This is a genomic window from Niastella populi (genome assembly GCF_002078015.1).
GTDB lineage: Bacteria > Bacteroidota > Bacteroidia > Chitinophagales > Chitinophagaceae > Niastella > Niastella populi.
Genome location: NZ_LWBP01000001.1, coordinates 112,101 through 136,027 on the forward strand (window position 1 = coordinate 112,101; position 23,927 = coordinate 136,027).

17 protein-coding genes are annotated in these 23,927 nt (G+C 48.7%); 10 read left to right on the top strand and 7 right to left on the bottom strand.

Going from position 1 to position 23,927, the window contains the following annotated elements:
- Window positions 1–9 precede the first annotated feature (9 nt).
- From A4R26_RS00465 to A4R26_RS00505, 9 genes are all read left to right on the top strand, one after another.
- Window positions 10–1,476 carry a RagB/SusD family nutrient uptake outer membrane protein gene (locus tag A4R26_RS00465; RefSeq protein WP_081158534.1) on the top strand — a complete coding sequence of 489 codons (1,467 nt, stop codon included), beginning with the start codon at window positions 10–12 and terminating at the stop codon, window positions 1,474–1,476.
- A gap of 125 nt (window positions 1,477–1,601) precedes the next feature.
- A complete protein-coding gene (locus tag A4R26_RS00470) occupies window positions 1,602–3,062 on the top strand; it encodes a BNR-4 repeat-containing protein (protein ID WP_081158536.1) in 1,461 nt (486 codons plus the stop codon).
- Window positions 3,063–3,067: 5 nt separating this feature from the next.
- The gene (locus tag A4R26_RS00475) at window positions 3,068–4,552 is read left to right on the top strand and encodes a PQQ-dependent sugar dehydrogenase (protein ID WP_207625652.1); all 1,485 of its coding nucleotides are present in this window, start codon (window positions 3,068–3,070) and stop codon (window positions 4,550–4,552) included.
- A gap of 5 nt (window positions 4,553–4,557) precedes the next feature.
- Window positions 4,558–5,769, top strand: a complete 1,212-nt coding sequence (locus A4R26_RS00480) for an NRAMP family divalent metal transporter (RefSeq protein ID WP_081158541.1) — start codon at window positions 4,558–4,560, stop codon at window positions 5,767–5,769.
- 36 nt (window positions 5,770–5,805) lie between these two features.
- On the top strand, window positions 5,806–6,822 hold the full coding sequence (locus A4R26_RS00485) for an NAD-dependent epimerase/dehydratase family protein (RefSeq protein WP_081158543.1): 1,017 nt from the start codon (window positions 5,806–5,808) through the stop codon (window positions 6,820–6,822).
- The gene (locus A4R26_RS00490; protein ID WP_081158546.1) at window positions 6,822–7,892 is read left to right on the top strand and encodes a dihydrodipicolinate synthase family protein; all 1,071 of its coding nucleotides are present in this window, start codon (window positions 6,822–6,824) and stop codon (window positions 7,890–7,892) included. The genes A4R26_RS00485 and A4R26_RS00490 overlap by 1 nt, the downstream gene beginning before the upstream one ends.
- Window positions 7,889–9,844, top strand: coding sequence for a ligand-binding sensor domain-containing protein (locus A4R26_RS00495; RefSeq protein ID WP_081158548.1), 1,956 nt, complete (start codon window positions 7,889–7,891; stop codon window positions 9,842–9,844). Before A4R26_RS00490 ends, A4R26_RS00495 begins: the two co-directional genes overlap by 4 nt.
- 66 nt (window positions 9,845–9,910) lie before the next feature.
- Window positions 9,911–10,924: a Gfo/Idh/MocA family oxidoreductase gene (locus A4R26_RS00500; RefSeq protein WP_081158550.1), complete on the top strand. Its 1,014-nt coding sequence runs from the start codon at window positions 9,911–9,913 to the stop codon at window positions 10,922–10,924.
- 5 nt (window positions 10,925–10,929) lie between these two features.
- The gene (locus A4R26_RS00505) at window positions 10,930–12,153 is read left to right on the top strand and encodes a M20 metallopeptidase family protein (protein WP_081158552.1); all 1,224 of its coding nucleotides are present in this window, start codon (window positions 10,930–10,932) and stop codon (window positions 12,151–12,153) included.
- 55 nt (window positions 12,154–12,208) lie between these two features.
- Here A4R26_RS00505 and A4R26_RS00510 read toward each other — a convergent pair whose 3' ends face one another.
- From A4R26_RS00510 to A4R26_RS00525, 4 genes are all read right to left on the bottom strand, one after another.
- Window positions 12,209–13,210, bottom strand: coding sequence for a sigma-54 interaction domain-containing protein (locus A4R26_RS00510; RefSeq protein ID WP_242674791.1), 1,002 nt, complete (start codon window positions 13,208–13,210; stop codon window positions 12,209–12,211).
- 188 nt (window positions 13,211–13,398) lie between these two features.
- Window positions 13,399–15,390, bottom strand: a complete 1,992-nt coding sequence (locus tag A4R26_RS00515) for a sigma 54-interacting transcriptional regulator (RefSeq protein WP_081158556.1) — start codon at window positions 15,388–15,390, stop codon at window positions 13,399–13,401.
- Entirely contained in the window at window positions 15,387–17,432 is a 2,046-nt protein-coding gene (locus A4R26_RS00520; RefSeq protein WP_081158558.1) for a tetratricopeptide repeat-containing sensor histidine kinase, read from the bottom strand. The genes A4R26_RS00515 and A4R26_RS00520 overlap by 4 nt, the downstream gene beginning before the upstream one ends.
- Window positions 17,420–17,680 (bottom strand): hypothetical protein, encoded by a 261-nt coding sequence (locus A4R26_RS00525; protein ID WP_081158560.1) that lies wholly within the window; start codon window positions 17,678–17,680, stop codon window positions 17,420–17,422. The genes A4R26_RS00520 and A4R26_RS00525 overlap by 13 nt, the downstream gene beginning before the upstream one ends.
- Window positions 17,681–18,043: 363 nt before the next feature.
- On the opposite strand from A4R26_RS00525, the gene A4R26_RS00530 reads away from it, so the two are divergent.
- Complete coding sequence (locus A4R26_RS00530) at window positions 18,044–18,445, top strand: nuclear transport factor 2 family protein (RefSeq protein WP_133054500.1); 402 nt, start codon at window positions 18,044–18,046, stop codon at window positions 18,443–18,445.
- Window positions 18,446–18,475: 30 nt separating this feature from the next.
- Here the strand turns inward: A4R26_RS00530 and A4R26_RS00535 are convergent, their stop codons facing one another.
- From A4R26_RS00535 to A4R26_RS00545, 3 genes are read right to left on the bottom strand one after another with little or no spacing between them, the layout of a single operon-like run.
- On the bottom strand, window positions 18,476–19,840 hold the full coding sequence (locus A4R26_RS00535) for an ATP-binding protein (protein WP_081158564.1): 1,365 nt from the start codon (window positions 19,838–19,840) through the stop codon (window positions 18,476–18,478).
- Window positions 19,841–19,875: 35 nt separating this feature from the next.
- Window positions 19,876–20,610, bottom strand: coding sequence for a DUF5953 family protein (locus A4R26_RS00540; RefSeq protein ID WP_081158566.1), 735 nt, complete (start codon window positions 20,608–20,610; stop codon window positions 19,876–19,878).
- An 8-nt stretch (window positions 20,611–20,618) separates the two neighbouring features.
- On the bottom strand, window positions 20,619–23,921 hold the full coding sequence (locus A4R26_RS00545; protein ID WP_081158568.1) for an eCIS core domain-containing protein: 3,303 nt from the start codon (window positions 23,919–23,921) through the stop codon (window positions 20,619–20,621).
- Window positions 23,922–23,927: the final 6 nt, after the last annotated feature.

Below are 23,927 nucleotides of genomic sequence, written 5' to 3' on the forward strand. Positions count from 1 at the left end.
AAAAACGACATGAAGACCAGTAATAAAATAATGATCATTTGCGCTGTTGTGTTGTTGGCAGGAAGCAGTTGCAGGAAAACCTTTCTGGATCTTGCTCCCGTATCGCAGCAGAACGGAAATAATTTTTACCGTACAGCAGAAGATATGAAGAATGCATTGTCGTCGGTCTATGGCGCTTTGCAATACGGCGGCCTTTATTATTCTTCCATGCACATCATTGGCGATCTGCGTTCAGACAATACAGAGATCACCAATCCCAATGCCGGCGCCGATATGCAGGCGGTAGATATGTTCACCAATAGTGCAGTAAACTCTATCAGCAGCACCACCTGGAATGGCCATTACCAGGGCATACAGTCGGCCAACATCGTGATCAATAAGATAGACGCAGTAAGTATGGACGAAACGTTGAAAGCGCGTTATAAAGGCGAAGCCCTTTTTCTGCGGGCGTTGATGTATTTCAACCTGGTACGCATATTTGGCGACGTACCCCTGATCACCGTTATAATCAATAATCCCGAAGAGGGTTACCGGTACGGCAGGGAAACCACGGCAAAAGTGTACGAACAGATCAAAGCCGACCTGGAGGCCGCCGAACAAAGCCTGCCTTATGAATTTACCGGCGGAGATATAGGAAGAGCTACCAAAGGCGCAGCCATGGCATTGTTGGGTAAGGTATATCTAACGCAGAAACAATGGCCGCTGGCCGCACAAAAGCTGAAAGCATTGATCGATGCTTCCGCACAAACAAAATACCAGCTCATTGCTTCTTATGCCGGTTTGTTTGGCGCTGCCAATGAAAATAACCGGGAATCGATCTTTGAAGTACAGTTCCGTAAAGGTGCGGGCGGCGAAGGCAGTCCGTTCACCAACCAGTTTGCGCCGATTGGTTCAGGTACTGCTGTGGTGAGTGTGGGTAACCCGCTTGGTCAAAACATACCTACCGACGATATGAGCAATGCCTATGAAGCAGGCGATCTGCGTAAAGCAGCGTCGATGCGAAACAGTTATGTATTGAGCGGGAATACCGTGAACCATAATTATATCATCAAATACGCAGGTGTACCGGCCGCCAGTCTCGATAATGACAACAACTGGATCGTACTACGTTATGCCGATGTTTTGCTAATGTATGCCGAAGCACTGAATGAAACAGGTTATGTGGCCGACGGACCTGCATTTACCTATCTGAACCTGGTAAGAACCAGGGCGGGGCTGGCATCAAAGACAAGCAGTAATGCGAATGCCGCCCTGCAGGTTGCCGACCAGGCTTCGTTCCGGTTGGCTGTTGAACAGGAACGCAGGGTGGAGCTTGCTTTTGAAGGCCATCGCTGGTTCGATCTCGTACGTACCGACCGGGCTTTGGCAGTGCTGGCGTCATTGGGTATGCAGGCTGATCATGTATTGTTCCCGCTACCGCAAAGCCAGATCGATATCAATCCTGAAGTGATTAAACAGAATCCCGGGTACAATTAATCATCTTTTCAAATAATACAGGATATACCGGGGCCCGGTATATCCTGTACCAGGGGTTGCGCTTTTGTAAAAAAGTGCAGCCGGTAATCCTTATTGCCTGAACTTTTTCGAAAAACTTTTGATAGATGAGGAATACATTCTTCTTCTTACCGGCATGTTTGTTCCTGTGCTTATTTGCAACCGCACAACAGGCCGCTTTAACACTCAATGCAAAAGACGATGGGTACCGGGGTATCTGGTATGCCAACCAGCCATCGAACGATGAGTATGTGTATAAGTACGGCGGCGGGCTGGCAACCTATCCGGCGAACCATTACCCGTTTTCGGTGTATGTGGCAAAAGTAAAAAAGACCTTTTTCTGTTACGGCGGAACAGATGCGGCGGGGAAGACCCTGCTGCATGCCGTTTCTTATTTCGACCATACAACAGGGATGGTGCCGCGCCCGACCATAGTATTGGATAAAAAAACGAACGACGCACATGATAACCCCGTACTGAATGTAGATGCAGCGGGTTATATCTGGATCTTCTCAACAGCGCATGGTACCAGCGGGCCTTCATACATTCATAAAAGTGTAAAGCCTTACGATGTGTCGGAATTCAGGGAGGTTAAAGCAACCAAAATTGAACATGATACAGCAGTGCCGCTGCATAATTTTTCTTACCTGCAAACCTGGTATCAGCAGGGCAGGGGTTTTATAAACCTGCTTACACACTACGACCGGAATGTAATTCCGGGCCAGCCTTCCAAACCACGCCGCACCATCAGTTATATGACAAGCAGCGACGGGTTAGCTTACAGCTCCTGGAAAGACATTGCTGTAATTGAAGAAGGACATTACCAGTCAAGCGGCCAGTTTAAAAATACCGTTGCTACTGCGTTCAATTTTCATCCCGTTAAAAAAGGGGAGAACGGGTTGAATTACCGGTCTAACCTGTATTACCTGCAAAGCAAAGATTTTGGCAAAAGCTGGCAGAGTGCCGAAGGGCGAGAGGTAACCCTGCCGCTTTCCACGGTTCAAAATGAGGCATTGGTAAAAGATTATTTTTCCGCGGGACTGAATGTGTACATCAACGATGTCGGTTTCGATAAGAAAGGCCGGCCGGTTATTCTATATATCACGGCCAAAGGTTTTGAAGCAGGGCCCGAAAAAGGCCCGAGACAATGGTATACCGCATACTATACCGGAAAAGAGTGGGAGATCCGTGAGGTTACACAGTCTGACAACAATTACGATATGGGGTCGCTGTACATCAGCGGCCATACCTGGCAAATTATCGGTCCTACGGCCGATGGGCCGCAACGATACAATACAGGCGGTGAAATTGTTTTGTGGACGAGCAGCAATAAAGGCCGTACCTGGACAAGCAAACAATTAACGCATAACAGCACATACAATCATTCATACCCGCGCCGGCCGGTAAATGCGCACAAAGACTTTTATGCTTTCTGGGCCGATGGAAACGGAAGAGCCCCTTCTGCTTCACGATTGTATTTCTGCGATAGTAAAGGCAATGTGTATCAACTGCCCGTAAAAATGGAAACTGAATTTGCTCAACCCGTAAAGATCGATCCCGTAAAATGATTTTTTTGCGAAAGAAAATTAGCATTCTTTTTTTGTTGTCGTTTGCTGCCTGCACAGGCCGGAAGGGAGAAGAATTACAGACCATAGATAACCTGCAACCCGCGAACACTTTGTTGAAAGTGGAAGTACTTGTATCGGGTATGGATGTTCCCTGGGACCTGCATTATGGTTCAGACGATCATTTGTGGGTAACCGAACAGGGCGGAAACGTATGGCGCATTCACCCGGCTACGGGCGAAAGAAAACAGGTACTGTACATCCGCGATGTATGGCGCCAACGCACAACCGGACTGCTGGGCATTACCCTGCACCCCAATTTTGCGCATAATCCTTTTGTATTTCTGAACTACACACTCATGCGGGATAGCCGCATCTTTTCGCGGCTGGAACGATACCGTTTTCAGAACGATACCCTGGTTGAACCGGCAACGATGCTGGAGATCGGCGGTAATACCGGCCACAACGGTTCCCGTATTACCGTATCACCCGATGGAAAAATTATGTGGGCTACCGGCGATGCGCATGGGGTAATGAGTGCGCAGGAAGATACCTGTTTGAACGGAAAGATTTTACGCCTCGATATGGATGGGAATATTCCTGCAGATAATCCCGATCCCAAAAGTTATGTGTGGGCCAAAGGTTTCCGCAACATACAGGGATTGACGTATTCCGATAAAGGCATCCTATATACATCTGAACATGGCGATGCGATCGAAGATGAAATAAACCTGATCGTTAAAGGTGCAAATTATGGATGGCCTGTTGTGGAAGGTTTTCATAACCTGGAAAAGGAACAGGTATTTGCTGCAGCCGGCAGCTCCCTGGAGCCGTTGCATGCCTGGACACCGGTTGTGGCGCCTTCGGGCATGACATTCTATAATCACCCCGCCATACCCGAATGGACAAACAGTCTTTTATTGGGCACGTTGAAAACGCAAAGCCTGCGGGTGTTGCAGCTGAACGATGCGGGTACCGCAATTGTAAAAGAGGAGGTTTTTTTTGCAGACCGCTATGGAAGAATACGGGATGTGTGTTCGGGAAAGGATGGCGCTGTTTATGTCAGTACCAGCAACCGCGACTGGAATCCCGGAACCGGTTTTCCCAAACAGGGCGATGACCGCATACTGAAGATCACACCTGCCGGAAAGGCGATCTACACGGTACTGAAAAGCAGTTCGGCGGGCGCCGTTATAAAGTTGAACGGGCAGGAGCTCTATCAACAGTATTGTGCTTCGTGCCACAAGCCCGAAGGAACAGGCGTGAAGGGGATATTTCCTGCACTAAAAAACTCAGCGATAGTAAACGGTTCGGCTCATCACTTAATAGAACTGTTGTTGAAAGGAAAAAAAGGAAAAGACGGATCGGCGATGCCTGCCTTTTCTTTTTTAAAGGATGAAGAAATGACCGCAGTGATCAATTACATCCGCAGCAGCTGGGGTAACAAAGCAACAGCAGTAAGCAAAAAAACAATTACACAAACCCGCCGGTAAATAGAATGGAAAAAAGTCATCTAAAAAGATCGATCATGAACAAAGCCCGGGCCATAGTTCCGGGAATTATTACTGCCGCATTGGTGTTTGGCCCAAGTAAGATGACCATCACTTCACGTTTGGGCGCCGATTACGGGTACTCCCTGCTTTGGATTGTGGCAGTGGCTATTTTTTTTATGCTGGTGTTTACGTCCATGGGCGCGCGCATCGGTGCCGGAAGCAATATCAGTTTACTTGGCCATATCCGTAATAAGTGGGGCAACAGGATCACACTGCTCATCGGCGCCGGGGTGTTTTTAGTGACCACCTCGTTCCAGGCCGGTAATTCCGTAGGTGTGGGCATTGCCATTTCGGAAGCAACTGGCACGCCTGTGTGGTGGTGGGTTGTATTGTTCAATTTGCTGGGAATAGGGTTGTTGTTTTTCCGTAGTTTTTATAAAACGCTGGAGAAACTGATGATTGCCCTCGTAGCGCTTATGTTGTTCTCTTTTATTACCACGCTTTTTCTTGTCAAACCTTCCCCGGCTGCCATTGCGGGCGGACTTGTTCCGCATATTCCCGCCGGTTCCGCCGGTTTGCTTATCGCTTTTATGGCCTCCTGTTTTTCTATTGTCGGTGCTTTTTATCAATCGTATCTCGAGCAGGAAAACAGGCCCGCCAGTACAGGTAATGGAAAAAGCAAAAGCAGTACCGGCATTCTGTTACTGGGTGTAATGAGTACGGTAGTGATCATTTGTGCTGCGGCTGTTTTGCATCCGCAGGGGAAACGTGTAAACAGTGCAGCTGAAATGTCGGGTGCGCTGGCCCCGTTATTCGGTTCGTATGCGGCCAATCTTTTCCTTACCGGTTTGTTCGGGGCTTCATTTTCATCGCTGGTGGGCAATGCAACGGTGGGCGGCAGTTTGTTGGGCGATGCATTGGGGCTGGGAAGTAAATTAAACGATGTTGCAGTGAAAGGTTTGATCGCCCTGGTGATGATAGCCGGTGCCACCATTGCACTGGTGTTTGGAAAGCTGCCGTTGGAGCTCATCATTTTTGCGCAGAGCGTAACCATTTTCCTTGTACCACTGATCGGCTTTGCCATGTACACCGTTGCCAACGATGGCGCCATTATGGGGCAGCGTGTGAATAACCGTTTTTATAAGGTCAGCGGTGCAACCGGTTTGTTGTTGTTAACCGGTTTGGCTGTGTGGAATTTTTATCAACTCATGTGTTAAATGCTATTGCGAACTAAATATCAGGAACCAATTGTTATGAATGAACTTTTGTTGTTTGAAAAAGAACTGCTGGCGCCTTCTGAGGCGTTGCTGAATGATTTGCGGCGCATCAATGGCGATATTTTGTTACTGGGCGCCGGTGGTAAAATGGGCCCCTCGCTTGCCCTGCTGGCAAAAGAGGCAATGCACAAGGCCGGGTTACCCCATCGGGTAATCGCAGTATCGCGCTTTTCCGATGAACAGCTCAGGGCCAGCCTGGAAGCAGCCGGCGTGCATACCATTGCAGCCGACCTGCTTAATGAAGCGGAGCTGGCTGCGTTGCCCTTTGTACCAAATGTAATTTACCTGGCGGGGCATAAATTCGGCACCACGGGTAAAGAGCCGTTTACCTGGGCCATGAACGCTTACTTACCCGGTCGTGTAGCTGAGAAATACAAACAGTCGCGGATCGTTGCTTTTTCCACGGGCAATGTGTTGCCTTTTGTTCCTGTTAGTTCAGGAGGATTATCGGAAGACGCAACGCCGGCGCCATTGGGCGAGTACGGGCAATCCTGCCTGGGCCGTGAGCGCATCTTCCAGTATTTTTCAAACCTGAATCAGACACCTGCACTCATCTACCGGTTGAACTATGCCGTTGATTTTCGTTATGGTGTGGTGCTGGAGGTGGCGAAGGCAGTGCTGGAAGGCCGTGCCATTGACCTGCGTACCGGAAATGTAAATGTGATCTGGCAGGGCGATGCCAATGAGATCGCCATCCGTTCTTTGCTGCATTGCGCCACACCGGCGAGGTTGTTGAATGTAACCGGCCCCGAAACGCTTTCTATACGCTGGCTGGCGCATCAGTTTGGAGCCATCTTCGGTAAAGAACCCTTATTTATAAACGAAGAACAACCCACAGCTTTACTCAGCAATGCGGGCGAATGTCATCGCCTGTTCGGTTATCCTTCGGTTAGTATAAAACAAATTATTGACATCACGGCTACCTGGATGCAAAAGGGCGGCGCCATTTCGGGCAAGGCTACTCATTTCCAGGAAAGGGAGGGAAAATTCTGATGAAAAAATTAAACGAGTCGCTGAAACAACATCTTCATGCCGGTACTGTTATTCCTGCGCATCCGCTGGCATTAAATGCAGAAAGAAAATTAGATGAACAAAGGCAACGGCTGCTAACACGGTACTATATGGCAACCGGCGCCGGCGGTATTGCGGTGGGCGTTCATTCAACACAATTTGAGATCAGAAAGCCGGGGATCGATCTGTATGCGCCCGTGCTGGAGTTGGCAGCGGAGGAAATAGCAAAGGCCGGTTTGCAAAGACCATTTTTGAAAATAGCCGGTTTATGTGGTCCTACCCAACAGGCGCTCAACGAAGCGGAAACCGCTTTACGTTTTGGTTATGATATGGGCCTGCTGAGTATGGGTGGTCTTAAAGGCCTTACTGAAGAAGCCATTCTCGACCGTGTACGGTCTGTTGCGGCGGTAATACCGGTGTTTGGTTTTTACCTGCAACCGGCTGTTGGGGGCAGGGTGTTCAGCTATGATTTCTGGAAAGCTTTTGCCGGTATTCCCAATGTTGAAGCCATTAAAGTGGCCGCTTTCAACCGCTATCAGACCCTGGATGTAATGCGTGCCGTTTGTAACAGCCACCGCAAAGATGAAATTGCAATGTACACCGGTAACGATGATAATATTGTTGCCGACCTGTTGACGAAGTATCGCTTTACCGTAAATGATACAATAGTAGAAAAGGAATTTGTGGGCGGTTTGTTAGGGCATTGGGCTGTGTGGACAAAGAAGGCCGTTGAACTGCTGGAAGAAGTGAAAGCGGTGAAGAAGGACCCCGATGCATTTAAGCTTGCTGCGCTGCAAACCCGGGGGGTAGAAGTTACCGATGTAAATGCCGCCATGTTCGATGCTGCCAACCAGTTTCACAGTTGTATACCCGGTATACATGAATTTTTGCGCAGGCAGGGTTTACTGGAAGGGACCTGGTGCCTGGATAAGGATGAACAATTGTCGGCCCTGCAAAGCGAAGCCATCAGCCGGGTGTACGATGCATACCCGCATTTACATGATGATGCGTTTGTAAAAGAATTTATCAAAAGCGAAAAAGGGTTGTTATGAGAAACAAACTGATGGTGCTTTTGCTGCTTTTATATTCCGTAAATAGTTTTACCCAGGATCAACCGGGAACGTTTACCAATCTTGGCCCGCAGCTGGGCGCCTCCATGATCCAGGGTAGCATCTTTTTAAAAGATAGCAAAGGAAGAGCGTTGGTTTATACGGTGGTACGGGGCGAACCTGCGCACCTGTTGGCGTACGATGTAGCCACGGGTGAACTGTTGCTCGATGCACCGCTTGAAGGGGCCGATGGCGCCTGGGACCTGGCAGTGGCAACAGATGGCACCTTGTATATACCCGGCGCCAGTGGTTTTTTGTTTAGTCATAAACCCGGTACCGGGGAAGTGAAAAATCTTGGTCAGGCATTGCCGGGGCAAACCTATGTATGGAATCTCGTTTCCGGTAAAGCAGGAGAAGTGTTTGGTGCAACCTATCCGGGCTGCAGGGTGTTTCGCTACCATCCCAAACAAGGGTTTTCCGATGCAGGCAAAGGCCCGCTGGTAGAAGGAGAGAACTATGTACGCAGCCTGGCCTACGATGCGAAAACAGGATTGCTTTATGCAGGTGTAGGATCGCATGCGCACCTGTTGGAAATGGATCCGGTTACCGGGCAAAAAAAAGAACTGCTTCCGGAAAAATACCGCGATAAAGATTTTGTGTATGGGCTTGAACTGGCGCCCGGTAAAAAAGGGCACGATCGTTTACTCGCATTACTCACTACCGGTAATACCACGCTTGTATATAACCTGCACACAAAACAGGTTGAACAGGAAATTGAAGGAATGGATATGAAAGCAGTATTGACCGATAAGAAAACACAAACTGTTTTTTATACATCCGGTAAAAGGCTTATGCAGTTTAACGCCTCGAAACCCGCAGCTACTGCAAACCAACTGGCAGCCGGCGTAGGAACGGCCAATGCATTTGCGTTTGGTGCAAAGAACATCTTGTATATGCTTACGTCAGGCGCTGACCTTGTCAAGTATCATCTTTCAACAGGCGTCATTGAAAAAATGAAACTGCACATACCGCCGCAGCCCATTCCTATCAATGCATTGCTGTACGGCCCTGATGAAAAGATCTGGATGGGCGGTTACCTTGCCGGCGGTCATGCCACCTACGATCCGCGAACCGGCGTCAATACAAAATATACCGGGCTCGATCAAACGGAAGGAATGACGGTAAGCGGCAGCAAAATATTCTTCGGCATTTATCCCGGGGGACGTTTTTACATGTATGATACAAAACGCCATTGGAATGTGGCAGAAAATAATCCTGTATTGATAGGTGAAGCGGAAGGACAGAGCCGTGCGTTTGCCGTATTGAAAATACATACGGCAACTGAACAGGAAATATTTTTCGGCACCGTGCCCGAGTATGGAAAACTGGGCGGTGCATTGGTTGTTTACAATGAGAAGAACAATAAATTTACCGTGTTTGATCAACCGGTGGCGCAGCAGTCGGTGGTTAGCCTGGTGCAGAACGAAGCTACTGTACTTGGCGGTACCAGCATATCGGGTGGGTTAGGTATCAAACCTTCAACAAAAGAAGCTGTTTTATTTGGATGGGATATTGCCCGTAATGAAAAGATATTTGAGCTGGTTCCGGTACCGGGTGCGGCCGCTATCACCTGTTTAATAAAAGGACCTGATAATCATATCTGGGGGGTGGCCGATGGTACCCTGTTTATTTTTGATGCAGATAAAAGAGCAGTGATCTCCACCAATAAATTGTACGATTATCCGCCGTTCAACAGCCACATCTGGCGCAGTGCCGCAATGGCCATACATCCTTCGGGTATGGTTTATGGAACGGGAAATAACAATTTGTTTACAATCGATCCGCAAACCAGGGCAGTGACCATTTTGAATACGAAGGCTTCTTTGTTTGCCATGGATAAAGAAGGAACGATCTATTTCCGCCGTTCCGTGGAGCTTTGGAAATACAGGCCATAGGAGGTCTGTAGTGAACAGGCCGCATGAAATGTGCTGCAACCATCCTTTAACAAACAAAAAGTTCGTATGAACCGGAAAGTATTTCTTCGTACCGCTTTGGCGTTGTTTGCAGGGAGTAAGGTGTTTGCTGAGCGAACCGCCCTGCCTGCTGTTGAAAAAGGGAAACGGGTTGGTATTATCGGGCTCGATACTTCGCACAGTATCGCTTTTACCAGGCTGCTGAATAATGCTGCAGCAGGCGATACATACGATGGCTATAAGGTAGTGGCGGCTTATCCTTTCGGCAGCAGGGAGCTTGCATTAAGCCAAAAACGCATCCCTTTATATACCGAAGAAATAAAGACCCTGGGGGTACAGGTAACAACAGGCATACAGGAGTTATTGCGCCTGGTAGATGTGGTGTTGCTCGAAACAAACGATGGCCGCCTGCACAAAGAACAGGCGCTGGAAGTATTTCGGGCCGGCAAACCCGTTTTTATCGATAAACCCATTGCAGCGTCATTAAAAGATACGCTGGCTATTTTTGCTGCGGCAGAAAAGTATAATATTCCCCTGTTCAGTTCATCTGCATTAAGGTACCTGCAACCGGTTCAGGAGATACAAACCGGGAGGTACGGAAAGATAACCGGAGCGGATGTCTTTAGTCCGGCTTTTTTGGAACCTACGCATCCCGACCTGTTCTGGTACGGCATTCACGGCGTGGAAATGCTGTATGCATTGATGGGCATGGGGTGTATTTCGGTGCAGCGTCATTTTACAACTGATAGTGATTTTGTAACTGCCACATGGAAAGATGGCCGCATTGGAACATTCAGGGGATTGCGCGCCGGTAAAACAGACTTTGGCGGAACTTGTTACTGTGAAAAGAACATTGTATCATTGGGAACATTTACAGGATATGAAGCATTGCTACAACAGGTAACCGCATTTTTCAACAGCGGTAAAAGCCCGGTAGCAAAAGAAGAAACACTGGAGCTGATCGCTTTTCTGGAAGCGGCGGAAAAAAGTAAACAAACGGGCGGCAAACCCGTACGGCTGGGTACAATGATGACGCGGGCAAAAACGGCGTATAAAAAATAAGGAGCATGATCGGTGCAATACAACAAAAGGCTGCAGCACTTTCAGAGAAAATAACTGGTTACAGAAGGCATCTGCATGCACATCCTGAATTGTCGTTCCAGGAATACCAAACCAGTGCGTTCATTAAGAGCAAACTGGATGAAATGGGTATCGAATGGAAACCAATTGCCGGAACAGGGGTGCTTGCTGCCGTAAAAGGAAAGCTTGCTTCAGACCGCGTTATTGCCCTGCGCGCCGATATGGATGCGTTGCCCATTACAGAAGCGAACCGATGTTCTTACACTTCTGCCAACCCCGGCGTGATGCATGCCTGCGGACATGATTTTCATACCGCTTCTTTGTTAGGCGCTGCAGAAATACTTCATTCATTGCGTGATTTATTCGGGGGGCATATAAAATTATTATTTCAACCGGCAGAGGAAGTACTTCCCGGCGGCGCATTGCAAATGATCAAAGAAGGCGTATTGGAAGATCCTGTTCCATTGGCAGTGATCGGCCAGCATGTATCTCCTTTTCTTGAGTCGGGTAAAATAGCAGTACGCAAAGGAAAATTCATGGCATCGATGGACGAACTGTTTGTTACCGTTCGTGGAAAGGGCGGGCATGCCGCCCAGCCGCATCGCAATATCGATCCGGTAATGATCGCAGCCCAGGTGCTGGTTGCGCTTCAACAGTTGGTAAGCCGTTTTGCCAATCCTTCCATGCCAACGGTGCTTTCGTTTGGAAAAGTGATTGCCAATGGGGCCATTAATGTTATCCCCGATGAATTGTACCTCGAAGGCACCTTCCGCACAATGAATGAAGACTGGCGCAATGAAGCACATCAGCGAATGAAAGAAATGGCCGAAGGCATTGCCAGAAGCATGGGCGGCAGTTGTTCCTTCGTCATCAACCGGGGTTATCCTTTTCTCATCAACGACGCGGTGATAACGGAACATTTAACCGCTTGTGCACATACATATCTTGGCGGCAGTAACGTAGAAGAAGCCGAAATATGGATGGCTGCCGAAGATTTTGCCCGTTATTCGCAACTGGCGCCTTCCTGTTTTTATTTGCTGGGAACAGGCAATCAACAAAAGGGGATCACTTCTTCTTTACATACAACGACATTCGATGTAGATGAGGAAGCGCTGGCAACCAGTATGGGGCTGATGTCGTTTACGGCCATTCAACTGTTAGGTACCCCGTTACGGCCCGATCGGGATGAGCATGAACTGCAACAGGGATGATCTTACTTTTCATTCAACAGAAAGGCCGGCCCCGTGGCCTTTATATCAGCAGTTGTTACAGGTGTTCTTTTGTAATACCCAGCCGTTTCAGCTTTGAATGTAGCGTGCTGGGCGGAACGCCAAGGATACCGGCAGCGCCGTCTCTTCCTGCAATGCGCCCTTTGCAATGTTTCATGATCAGGATGATATGATCGCGCTCATTCTCGTCTATCGTTTTGAGCAGCCTGTCATAATTATCACGGGATGGGGTAGCGGCAGGTAACTGTATATGATTGATTGTACTCCCATCAGTGAGCAATACGCTTAGTTCTATTACGTGTTCAAGCTGGCGGATGTTCCCGGGCCACGTATAGTTCACTAACTGTTCCATGGCCTTCTCATCGATATCATAAATGACCCGGTTGTTCTTTTCGCTGTACAGGCGAATAAAATGCCGGGCCAGCACAGGAATTTCTTCGGGCCGGTGTCGAAGCGGTTGCAGTTGTATGGGAAATACATTCAGCCGGTAATACAGGTCGGGGCGGAATTTGCCGGCTTCAATGTCTTCTTCCAGCACCCGGTTGGTAGCGGCAATGATACGTACATCTGTTTTTATACTTGTATTGCCACCTATACGTTCCAGTTCTTTTTCCTGCAATACGCGTAATAATTTTCCCTGCAGTTCTATTGGCAGTTCGCCGATCTCATCGAGGAACAAAGTGCCTTCGTGCGCCAGTTCGAATTTACCTATCCGGCGATCATACGCTCCCGTGAAGCTGCCTTTTTCATGCCCGAATAGTTCGCTTTCTATCAGGTTCACCGGCAATGCTGCACAGTTCACCTTTATCATTGGTTTTTTATAACGGGGCGAACGCTGATGAATAGCGCGGGCTATCAGTTCCTTTCCCGTACCCGTTTCGCCGAGCACCAGCACGGTACTTGCAGACGGGGCTACTTTTGAGATGAGCTGCAGCGTTTTTTTCGTTGCGGGGCTTTCGCCGATCATTTCCTCGTGATGCAGGGTTGGCAAATGTGGCGGTACCATATGGTGTTGCGTTCTTATGTTTGCGGTTTGCATAATTGTAACATTTAACCAAAGTTTCCCATTTGCGTGCCAGAACAACATGGTCAGGTGAATTCGGTTTTCCGTTGTATAAAACGTTTTTGTCGCGTTTTTACATTTACCGTATATGCGATTGTTTTATGGAACTCTGAAAAAGTCCGAAGAAAATAAAAAAGCCTCCGAATTTTTTGGAGGCGCTTGTATCAGTTCCCGTTTTCCTTTGTTTTGGGCGTATGGTTTTTTTTGATGCCCAGCTTCTCCATTCTCGATTCAAGCGTGGTGGGTTTCATGTTTAATTTTTCTGCCGCCCCGCCTGCGCCTCTTACGCGGCCATTCGTTTCTTTCAGTATCGCTAGTATATATTCCCTTTCTGCATCCTGTTGCTGTTGTTTTACTTCATCGAGGGTGCGCGGGTGCGTTATGATGGTGGGCGACGATGTTGCCGTTTCCGGTGAATTGATCAATGGCCGGCCCCATTGAAGCGGGCTTTTGCCATCGTTCAGTACAAATGCCTGTTCAATGATGTTCTCCATTTCCCGGATATTGCCGGGCCAGTTATACCGCATCATTTCCTCCTGCGCTTCGGGTTTTATGCCATGAAAGGCTTTACCGGTTTTCCTCGAAAATTTTTGTGCAAAAAAGCCGGCCAGCAGGGGAATGTCTTCTTTTCTTTCACGCAGGGGAGGGAGGGTAATGGGAAATACATTCAGCCTGTAATACAGGTCGAGGCGGAATTTACCGGCGGCAATTTCCTTTTCAAGGTGCCGGTTGGTGGCGGCAATGATACGTACGTCAACTTTTATCGTATGCCGGCCGCCAATACGTTCAATTTCTTTTTCCTGTAAAACCCGTAATAATTTCGATTGCATATCGGGCGGCATTTCGCCTATTTCATCCAGAAAAATAGTGCCGCCCTGGGCCAGTTCAAATTTGCCAATGCGTTTGTCATGGGCTCCGGTGAAGGCGCCTTTTTCATGCCCGAACAATTCGCTTTCAATTAAATTGGCGGGCAGGGCGGCGCAGTTCACTTTTACCAGTAATTTATCTTTGCGGGGCGATAAATTGTGAATGGCGCGGGCCACCAGTTCCTTTCCGGTTCCGCTTTCGCCCAGTAGCAATACCGACGTATCTACCGGCGCTACCTGGGTAACCAGATCAAATACCCGCAGCATATTGTAACTGGACCCAATGATCTCTTCAAAGTTGGCCGTTGTTTTTACTTCTTCGCGTAAATAATTCTTTTCACGTTCAAGCTGTTCGGTCAGCCGCTCTATTTCAGCAAAAGCGATCAGCCGGTCGATGGTTAGCTGTAACGCATTTTGCAGGCGTTGTAATAACTGAATATGTTCCGTTTTATAGGTGTCGGGCCGGCGGCTGTAAAATGAAAAGAGAAAAATGCTGCCTTTTGTGAGTGGCAGTGCTATGTCGAGATTGCTTTCGAGAGAAAATTTCCGGGCAAGTGACCGCTTTTCGGGAACCCGTGCGCACAGGGTTTCAAACGCATCGAGATTATACAAACCGGGTTCGTTCGTTATCATTTGGTTGATGAAGCCGGTTAGTTGTTCTGGTTGAATATTGGCCACGTTTGACAATTCTGCGAGGCGAATGCGCTGGTATTCATTAAAACCGAGCCTGAAAAAGCTGCAGGCGCAATTGTGCCCTTCAGGCGCATTGTTCATACCCAGCAAAATGTAATCGAAGGGAATGGCCTGCTGCAGGATCGCGGCCATCTGCTGCAAACGTTCTTCCCAACCGGCCTTACTGGTCATTATATTGGTAAGCTCTACCTGCAGTGTTTGTTCTTTACGCAGTTTGGCCTCTATGCTATGTGCATGCCGGTAATGTGCAATTTCGAGGGCTACCAGCACATCTTTTTCGCGGAACGGTTTTACCAGGAAACCATAAGGCTGGGTGGTTTTGGCTTCCTCCATCACGGTTTCATTATTGTTGGCGGAGAGATAAACAAAGGCGATATTTTTCTCATGCAGCACCCGGGCCAGATCGATGCCTGTTCTATTCCCTTTTAAATAGATATCGAGTATGACCAGTTCAGGATCGTGCGTTTCAATAGCTTGCATGGCGCCGTTGAACGTATCGGTGATGGCGCATACCTGGTAACCGGCATTTTTCAACGTGATGCGAAGGTCGTTAGCTACAATAAATTCATCTTCTACGATCAATATTTTTTTGTTCATACAAGCATTGATTTGGCCGGTTCAAAAGAAATTTTAATCGTAACGCCATTCTGTTGCAGCACATCGAAGGTGCCATCGAGCTGACGGCAAAGTCCCTGCATCAGGCTCATGCCGAGCGATTCGGTTTGTTGCCAGTCGAAATCCGGCGGTAAGCCAATGCCATCGTCCTGTATGGTCAGTTCAATGGGGCCTTTTACTTTTTTATACATGCTGATATCGATCTGTCCTTTTCGTTCGTTTGGGAAGGCATATTTAACCGCGTTGGTCACCGCTTCGTTAATGATAAGGCCGGTTGGCACCGCCTGGGTTACATCGAGCTTTACGGGGTCTATAAGCAACCGGAAGTTTATGCGGTGGCTGGTGTCGAGGCTGTCGGCCAGGTATTCGGCAACTTCTTTCACATACGAGGCCATATCTATTTCGGTTAGCTGCTCATCGCTCTGGTACAGTTTGCGGTGGATGAGGGAAATGGCATGTACGCGATGCCGGCTTTCGTGAATGGCGTTGAGTGCCGCCTCATCTTTTAAGTAAGCCGACTGGGTGTTCAGCAGGCTCATTACTACCTGCAGGTTATTTTTAACACGGTGGTTGATCTCTTTCATGAGCCATTCTTTTTCCTGCAGCAGTTTGTCTTTTTCGGCGGTGATCATTTTTTCTTCCTGCACCATTTTTTCGAGCACCTGGTTTTGCCGGTTGATCTCGGCCTGTTTGTTCTGCAGCAGTTGATTGGCCCGTTGTTTTACCCGGTAACGGTTGAAGATCACAAGTAGTAACAAAAGCAACAGCACCGAACCGGCGATCATGAAATTGCGCAGGGTGTTTCCCTGTTGAATGGCTTTTTGCTGCAATTTTGCCTGCGTATTCAGTAGGTTCAGTTCGCTGTTCTTTTGATCGGTTTCGTATTGCACCGCGATCTCGATCAGTTGCCTGTCGAGTTGGTTTTCCTGCAACAGATCGAAATACCGTTTGTATTCCTGGTAATGCCTGAGCGCCGAAGCATAATTGCCCGTTATACTATCCAGTTTATAATGAATTTTATTAGTAACCTCCAGGATGAAAACGGAGCCAAGCATTTTGCCGAATTGGTAGGCGCTGTCATTGTAGTATTTGGCTTTGTCGTATTGTTTCAACCCATAATAGATTTCTGCCCCCCTAGACATAAACACGCCCTCAAGCTCTTTGTTATATGAAGGCCGGTTTTGATATTGTAATCTTTTTAAAAAGTAAGATTCAGCTTTTTTGAAATCATTTTTATAGAAATATATGTCTGTATATAGTGCATTCACATTATCCATAGCGTCAGCAACTTCTTTAGCAGCCGGTGCCAGGTAATTTTCTAAAAGATCCAGGGCTTCATCGCATTTTAACCGGGCTGCAAGCGTTGAAATTATATTATTCATAAACTGTCTCGCTATCCTGCTGCCAGGATCCCACCTGCCATGGGTATAGGAATCCAGTCCCTTTTTATAATAAATTTCCGCTTTGTCGAAGTTCCCAAGATCAAAGTAGATCTGTGCCAGCCGCTGATAAAATGTAAAGATATAGGCGGTGTCTTTAACCTTTTGGGAATGATCAATAGTTGCTATAGCATAGCGAAGGGCTTCTTTGCGGTTGCCAACACTTCTATAACAGGGTACCAGCAGATCGGTGGTATAGTGGATCTTTATGTCGCCTGTTTTTTTCTGGAATTCCAAAAGGCTCAAAAGTTCCTGAATGGCCAGTTCATATTTACGTTGATTTAAATGGAAGTCGGCAATGTCTTTCAGGATAAACGCTTCCTTTATTACATCTCCCGCTTCCCTGATAAAATGCAATGCGCTATCGAACAACCGGCTTTTTTTTAATGAATCGTCCATGGGGGTTATCCTTGCCCTGAAGAGGCAGACATCTGCGAGTCCCGGGTTATATTTTGCCGTTGTATAGGAAGCCATTGCTTTTTGCAGCTGGCTGTTTACTTTTTCCTGATCTTTATTAACATGATATCCTTTGGCTTCAAAGAGGTAACAGTTTCCGAGGCCCTGCTCATAATTCAGTTTTTGCAAAGCCTGGCAGCAGCAGCAGCCGTTTTGAAATAGGTGACCGAATCTTCTGCACCCTGATAAAAGTACTTCGAATAATAGTTGGCAAGCAGTTTTATGTAATTGTTCGCTTTGGCGGTATCATCCGGCGCTTTGGCGATCAGCCCGATCAGGCTGTCGCGTTCAGCCGCTAAATTATTTTGTGCCGCCAGCCGGGCACAGCAGGTGAGTAAGATGGAAACCGCTACAATGACATATCGGGTGTTACGCACAAAACAGTTGTTTGGTTTAAGTATGATTACAGGCAAAAAATCGTCCAGCCTTGCTAAAGAAAGTAAACGGGGCCGGTTAACCGGTTGCGTATTCTATAAAGATCATTGGATTGCGTTTGCCGGAGAATAAATGCGGGTAACGTTCATGCCTATAGTCCGGCAGCTATCGCCTTTAAAAATACGGGAATTTCGGAGATTTTCGGAGTACTCCGGGATTTTCGGAGCATAATGAATGCCGGTAACATCATTTTATGGGGCAAAGGGCAATGTTGAACATGATCAGGCAATTATACCGGCGCCCCGGGGCCGCTTTGTAAGGTGGTATAGTAGTTGATCATTTTGTTGTTCGACTAAAACAACGGGTTGAAACAACTTATGACGCTGGCCTTACTTACTATCCGCGATCTGTATGCATCCATGGAGCAGGGAAACATTGGCAAACTGGTGATTGCTTTGGATGATGGCGTTTGGGTATACACCGCGCAGTGTATGGGCGGCAACAGGCGCGGCCGCGAAGGTATACTGCAACAGGTGCCGGCCTTTTACCGGCCAGGCACCGGTATCAAAAAGAACGCAGATCATTTCGTTGAGCAGGGAAGTATGATCATTGTGCTGGGAAACATCCAGATCACTGTTCCCGGGGCCAGTATCGGCAGTATGACTTTTGTCGATGTGTGGCGTTTCGAGAATGGCAATATTAGCTCGGTGAATTTTTATTACCGCGATCCGGAGGAGTTATACGTTTATCTTGAGCATTTTTCGTAAAGTAATTATTTCGTTCCGAAGGCTGCCGGCCTATTGGAACGGCTTCCCTTCCTTCATCATTTCCTTCTGAATGCCCTGCAGTACATCGCTGAGGTAAATGGTTAGTTTGTCGTTGGCGTCGCTATCGTGCCCGTTACGGCGTTCCAGCGCTTTCAGACTGGCATAGTGCACTACGTTGATGATACTGCCGCCGGCCATTTCATATTTCTTTACCAGATCAGGAACGTCTACGCTGCCGGCGTCATTGCCGGGGGCGGCCGGTTCTTTGGCAAATAAGGCATTTTCAGGAAATGATTTTTTCCAGATCTGCATGCGTTCGCCGGCATCGGGGAAAGGAAAGCGAAGCGTGGCGTTGAAACGGCGCATAAAGGCGTCGTCGATATTGCTTTTCATATTCGTGGCCAGAATGATCAGTCCATTGTAATCTTCAATACGCTGCAACAGGTACGATACTTCCTGGTTGGCGTATTTGTCGTGTGCGTCGCGAACGCTGGTACGTTTGCCGAACAGGGCATCGGCTTCGTCAAAGAACAGGATCCAGCCTTTGTCTTCGGCGCGGGCAAAAAGCATTTCGAGGTTCTTTTCGGTTTCGCCTATGTATTTGCTCACCACCATCGACAGATCGATCTTATACACTTCTTTACCCATTTCATTGCCGAGGATGCCGGCGGTGAGTGTTTTGCCGGTGCCGGGTGTACCATAAAACAGGGCGCGGTAGCCTTTTTTGATCCGGTCTTTCATGCCATATTCATTCATCAATTGCTGGTTGTATTTTAGCCAGCTCCTGATCTCTTCTATCTGTTTTTTCAGGTCGTCATTGATCACCAGTGAGGCCCATGTTCTGCTTTCCCCGATGCGTTTGGCCGGGAACGTGGTACTGAAATGGGGTGGGGAGGGTTTGCCAATTAAAAAGGTGTCGATATAATCGGGCGACATAATAATACGGCCGCTCATGGCCGGCTCGCCGGTCGGCAGTTCTTCCAGCCACAGGATCTTTTTCTTTGCAAACAGGTGTTGCGAACCGAATAGCTGTTGCACCTGCATTCGCTGGGCCAGTTGCCCGCCAGCCAGCAGGAAGAGCAGCGTTTCACCGGTGGGTAAAAAGGTGCGCGAATTCTTTCCCCGTACGCCGCCGATCCTTGGAAAATTACCCGGGTCGCTCAGTTTGCCTTCCACGGCGCTATCGAACAGATCGGGTTGTACATGCGGCGCCAGCGCTACCAGCAGCAGCGTTGCTTCATGTACGTTGAGTTTGTTCCGGTGCACAAAATCGGCCAGCGGATAATGCCATTGGTCGAGGGTAGGCATCACCGGCTCTGCTTCCTCACTGCCCGATGGAAAATATCCGTTGAGCCGGTACCTGACCAGTTGTTCAAGATATATGAGTTCTTTCATTACAGTGCTTTTGTGTTTTGATCGATCGGTATTTGTTATTGTATAAGCCGGCCGCCCACATCGGGGTAGGCATCGAACATGCTGATCAGCAGTTGCAGGTCTTCGCGGTTTTCAATACTCAAAACGTTTTCGGTGAGCTGAAATAACAGTCCCGCATCAGCGGTTTGTTTTACTGAGAACACCTGTTCTTTAAGTGTATTGTAGTTTACCCGCATCTGCTCAACGGTTGTTTTGCTCCAGTAATTGATCCACGCCATGCCGGAAGGAATAAAAGGGCCGCGGTATTTTGCAGGGGGCTTTAACCGGGGCAGGCCCAGCTTCGCGGCTATTTCAAACCCCACTGGCTGCAGCTGCAGGGCTGCATACCCTTCTGTATTGCTGTCGTTCATAACAGCCCAGTATGGGCGCCACAGGGCAATCAGTTCTTCCATGAAACTGAGGTAAGAAGCGGCCGGCTGCACTTCATCCGACATTTCAATAAGGATATACCATACATTTTCACCTGCATAACCAAATGGTTTTTTAAGGGCAAAACCGGAAAGCTCAACCATCAACCGCTCGTTGCCATTGGTGATCAGGGGTATGCGTTCGTTATGGTGAATGGTATCTTTAATAAATAACGGGGCGTCTTCCAGTAGTACCAGTTCTCCTTCTATATCAATTGTTTTATCAAAGGCATCGCCGGGGAACTGCCGGGTCAGCAGATCAAGTACCGGCTGAACCGGCACAGGCGTATTGAAAGGACAAAATAATTTTACCAGTTTGCTCATACTACAAATTAACAATTTATCAATAGCAAATTTACACCCGGTGGTATCCTTGGTAACAGATCGAGGTACATTTGCTGGTCGGTTACTGCAAAAACATAACCATGCAAACAGGCCGTTGCCAGCGGCAATTCCCTTGCAATTTCAGCCAGCGCCTTGTTAATGGTAATGCGGCGTAACCACGGACCATAATTACTGTAATTATTTGTTTTCACTTCCCACAAACGATCGGCCAGGTCTATCGCATCATAACTTTTTCTGCCCAGGGCGGGGTGTACCACTTCAATATCGTTACCCGGGAATACGTTGGGCGGAACCGTATCGGCACAGAAATTATGCCTTGCATTTCCTCCCCTGTGGTACCCGAGGGGATATACAAGACAGGGTTTGGGTTTGGGCTTGGGTTTCGGCTGCGGTCCGGGACCGGGACCAGGGCCGGGGCCAGGACCGGGTACAGGTATCGGCGCGGGTTTTAGTATTGCCTGCACCAGTTTGTACAGCAAATAGAGCAGGATCGCTATCAGGATCAGGATGATGATGATAATTATGATAGCGATAATGATGATAATGGCAATCAGCACTTCTTCCGCTATAATGATGACAACTCCGCCAATGATGATGACCACAGATCCTTCAACGAATATAACGACGGCGCCGCCAATTACGACAACGGTTACAATGATTACTTCTACGATCACCGGCGGCGCCAGGAAAGCGGGCGCCAGTAAAGCCGGCGGTGCAAACAACGCACGCGAGCCGCCGCTCAAACTGTTTACATCAAATGCGCCGCCCGTTACAAAATTACTGACGGCATCCCCGATAAAGGTTTGTATGCGCTCCCATATGTTCTGCGCCGCCAGTTGCAGGGCCCGTACAGGATTACCGATAAGGTTGGTTATCGCTTCATACAACCGCGTAAACGAATCGATCACAGATTGTATTATACGGTCTACTGCGCGGGCTACCAGATCTATAATACGTCCCAACTGATCGATCATGCGTAAGATGAACTGCGCTATTCTTACCGCTATGCGGGCAATGGCTACCTGAATTTGCAGTTTAACCTGTTGTATGGCCGATAACAGTTGCTGCACCAGCATCGAAAATACAGCTGCCGTCTTTTGTTCGAAGTCGTCGATTATAAAAGCGTTGGCGGTGGCAAACTGGTACGCAACAGCGCTTATTTGTTGAACTTGTTGTTGAATGGTAAGGGGAGCTCCGTTTTGATGCTGACCGGCGGTTTGTGCAGCCGGGCCGGGCGATACCAGGTCTGCGATCCTTTGAAGGGCCTGCCGGTAATTTTTGCGGATCATGCGGATGATCTGCCTGCGCGTGAGCTCGATCTTTTGCAGGATCATTCTTTCAACCCGCTGCAAAACCGGGAATACCGTATTGTTCAGGATGCCCATCAGGGTGTTTATGACGGCAGCGCCAATACGTTCGAGATAACCAAAGACCATACTGATAAGCCGGTTAACCGCTGCCAGCGCTATATCGAGCAAGCGGTTTACAAACTGGTTCAGCTTTTCAACAATAAGGGCAATGGCGTTCATCGCCTTTTGCAGCATCGATGTAATGAATGACACTACGGTGTCGAGCGCCGTATTGATAAAACCGGTGATGCGGTTAATGACGCTGACAATGCTGTTGCGTAGTGTTTCAACGCCGGGCAGGTTGGGCAAACTGATCGATTGCACCAATGCGGATATGCGGCCCGCAATACCGCCGATTACCCCGATGATGCTTTGTTGGGTGCTGGTTACGAACGATGAAATATTGTTTACGAATTGCAGACTGGTGGTTAAACCGCGCGTCAATGCGCCGGTAACCATGGCGCTGATATGCGCTTTAACGGTTTCGGCATTCATTGACAGGAACTGCCGGCTGTTGATGAGCGATAGTTGCACCTGCAGAACACGGTCGAGCACAAAACCGGTAATATTTTCCCGCACTGTACCAAAATACGCACTGTACTCAACCGATCTGCGGAAGGCAATGCGGTTGGCCGCCATTTCCGACATCGATGCATCCTGGCGCATAAAGTTCGCCTGCGATTGCGCTTCCTGTTTTAACGGTGAATCTTCCGCCTGTGCCAGCCGGTTCATTAACAGCCCTTCTTCTGTTTCGTTGCCGGTTGACTGCTCTTCCCTGGTTGCCGGTGCGGGTTCGCCGCCGGGTATTTGTTCACCCACCGCTGTTGCTGCTTCCATGCCGGCGTTTGTTGCTTCCGGTACAGGTGCGCCCTGTGGAACCGGCGCGGGTTCAGCGGCCGCTGCTGCAGGTGCCGCTTGCGCCAGTGATGGTGCACCAGCCACGGCAGGTGGTGCAGCCTGTTGTGCCGGTGATGGTGCTTTCGCCACGGCAGGCAGGTTGCCGCTTTGCTGCGGCGTAGCCTGGTAATTAGCGGCCGGCATCTCCGGTTGAGCGGTTACGGCTTCGGGCAGGGCGGCGGGAGCAGGTACAGCCGTTGCTGGCGCGGGTGATGCCGGTTCAACCGCTGTTTCCGGCGATAATGAATTATTTGTACCGGTTTCACTGGCGGCGGGTTGCCGTTGGGGTACTGCTCCCTGTTGTATGGTATGCGTTAACTCATGCGCCAGCAGGTGCTGCCCGGCCACACTGTTCGTATCGTATCTGCCTTCGTTGAAGTAAATATTGTTGCCATGCGTGAAAGCCTGTGCATGCAGGCCCTGGTTCATTTGAGCGGCATGGCTGTTGGTATGAATACGCACATCGCTGAGATCGGCGCCCATCGCGGTTTCCATATTAGTGCGCACGGGGTCGGGTAGTGCAGCGCCCTGGCCCTCCGTGGCCGATAAACGTTCTTCCAGGCCCGGTGTTCCTGAATCGTCATCTCCTTTTTTCTGTACATCTTTTTCTACGTGGCAACCGCACATTTGCACAACACCGTCGTCTTTTTCCTCAGGGAATTCGTGCGGGGGCGGGGGAGCCGTGTTCTTCAACGGCGGTTCATTGTTTGTTTCCCCTTCTTCTTTTTGCTGCAGTTTTTCCTCTTTTTCGCATTCGGCGCATTTTGTTTGAACAAAGGGCGTTACCGGAGTGGTTGCCGTAACCGGTTTTGTTTGTTGCTTCGGATCGTGCAGCCGCTGCACTACTTTATCGGCAACATGATCTGCCTCCTGTTCATATTTGTCATTGGGCCGGCCTACATTCAGTTTTGCCTGAACAGGCGGATCGCTTTTTTTGAAAAAAGAAGTTTCATTGTTGAAAGCCGCTTCACCGCCTTTCCTGTTGAAGAAAGGTTTGCTGCCGGGGGCAGTGGTTGTGGTGCTGGTTGGTGAATGCGCTTTCAAATCCGG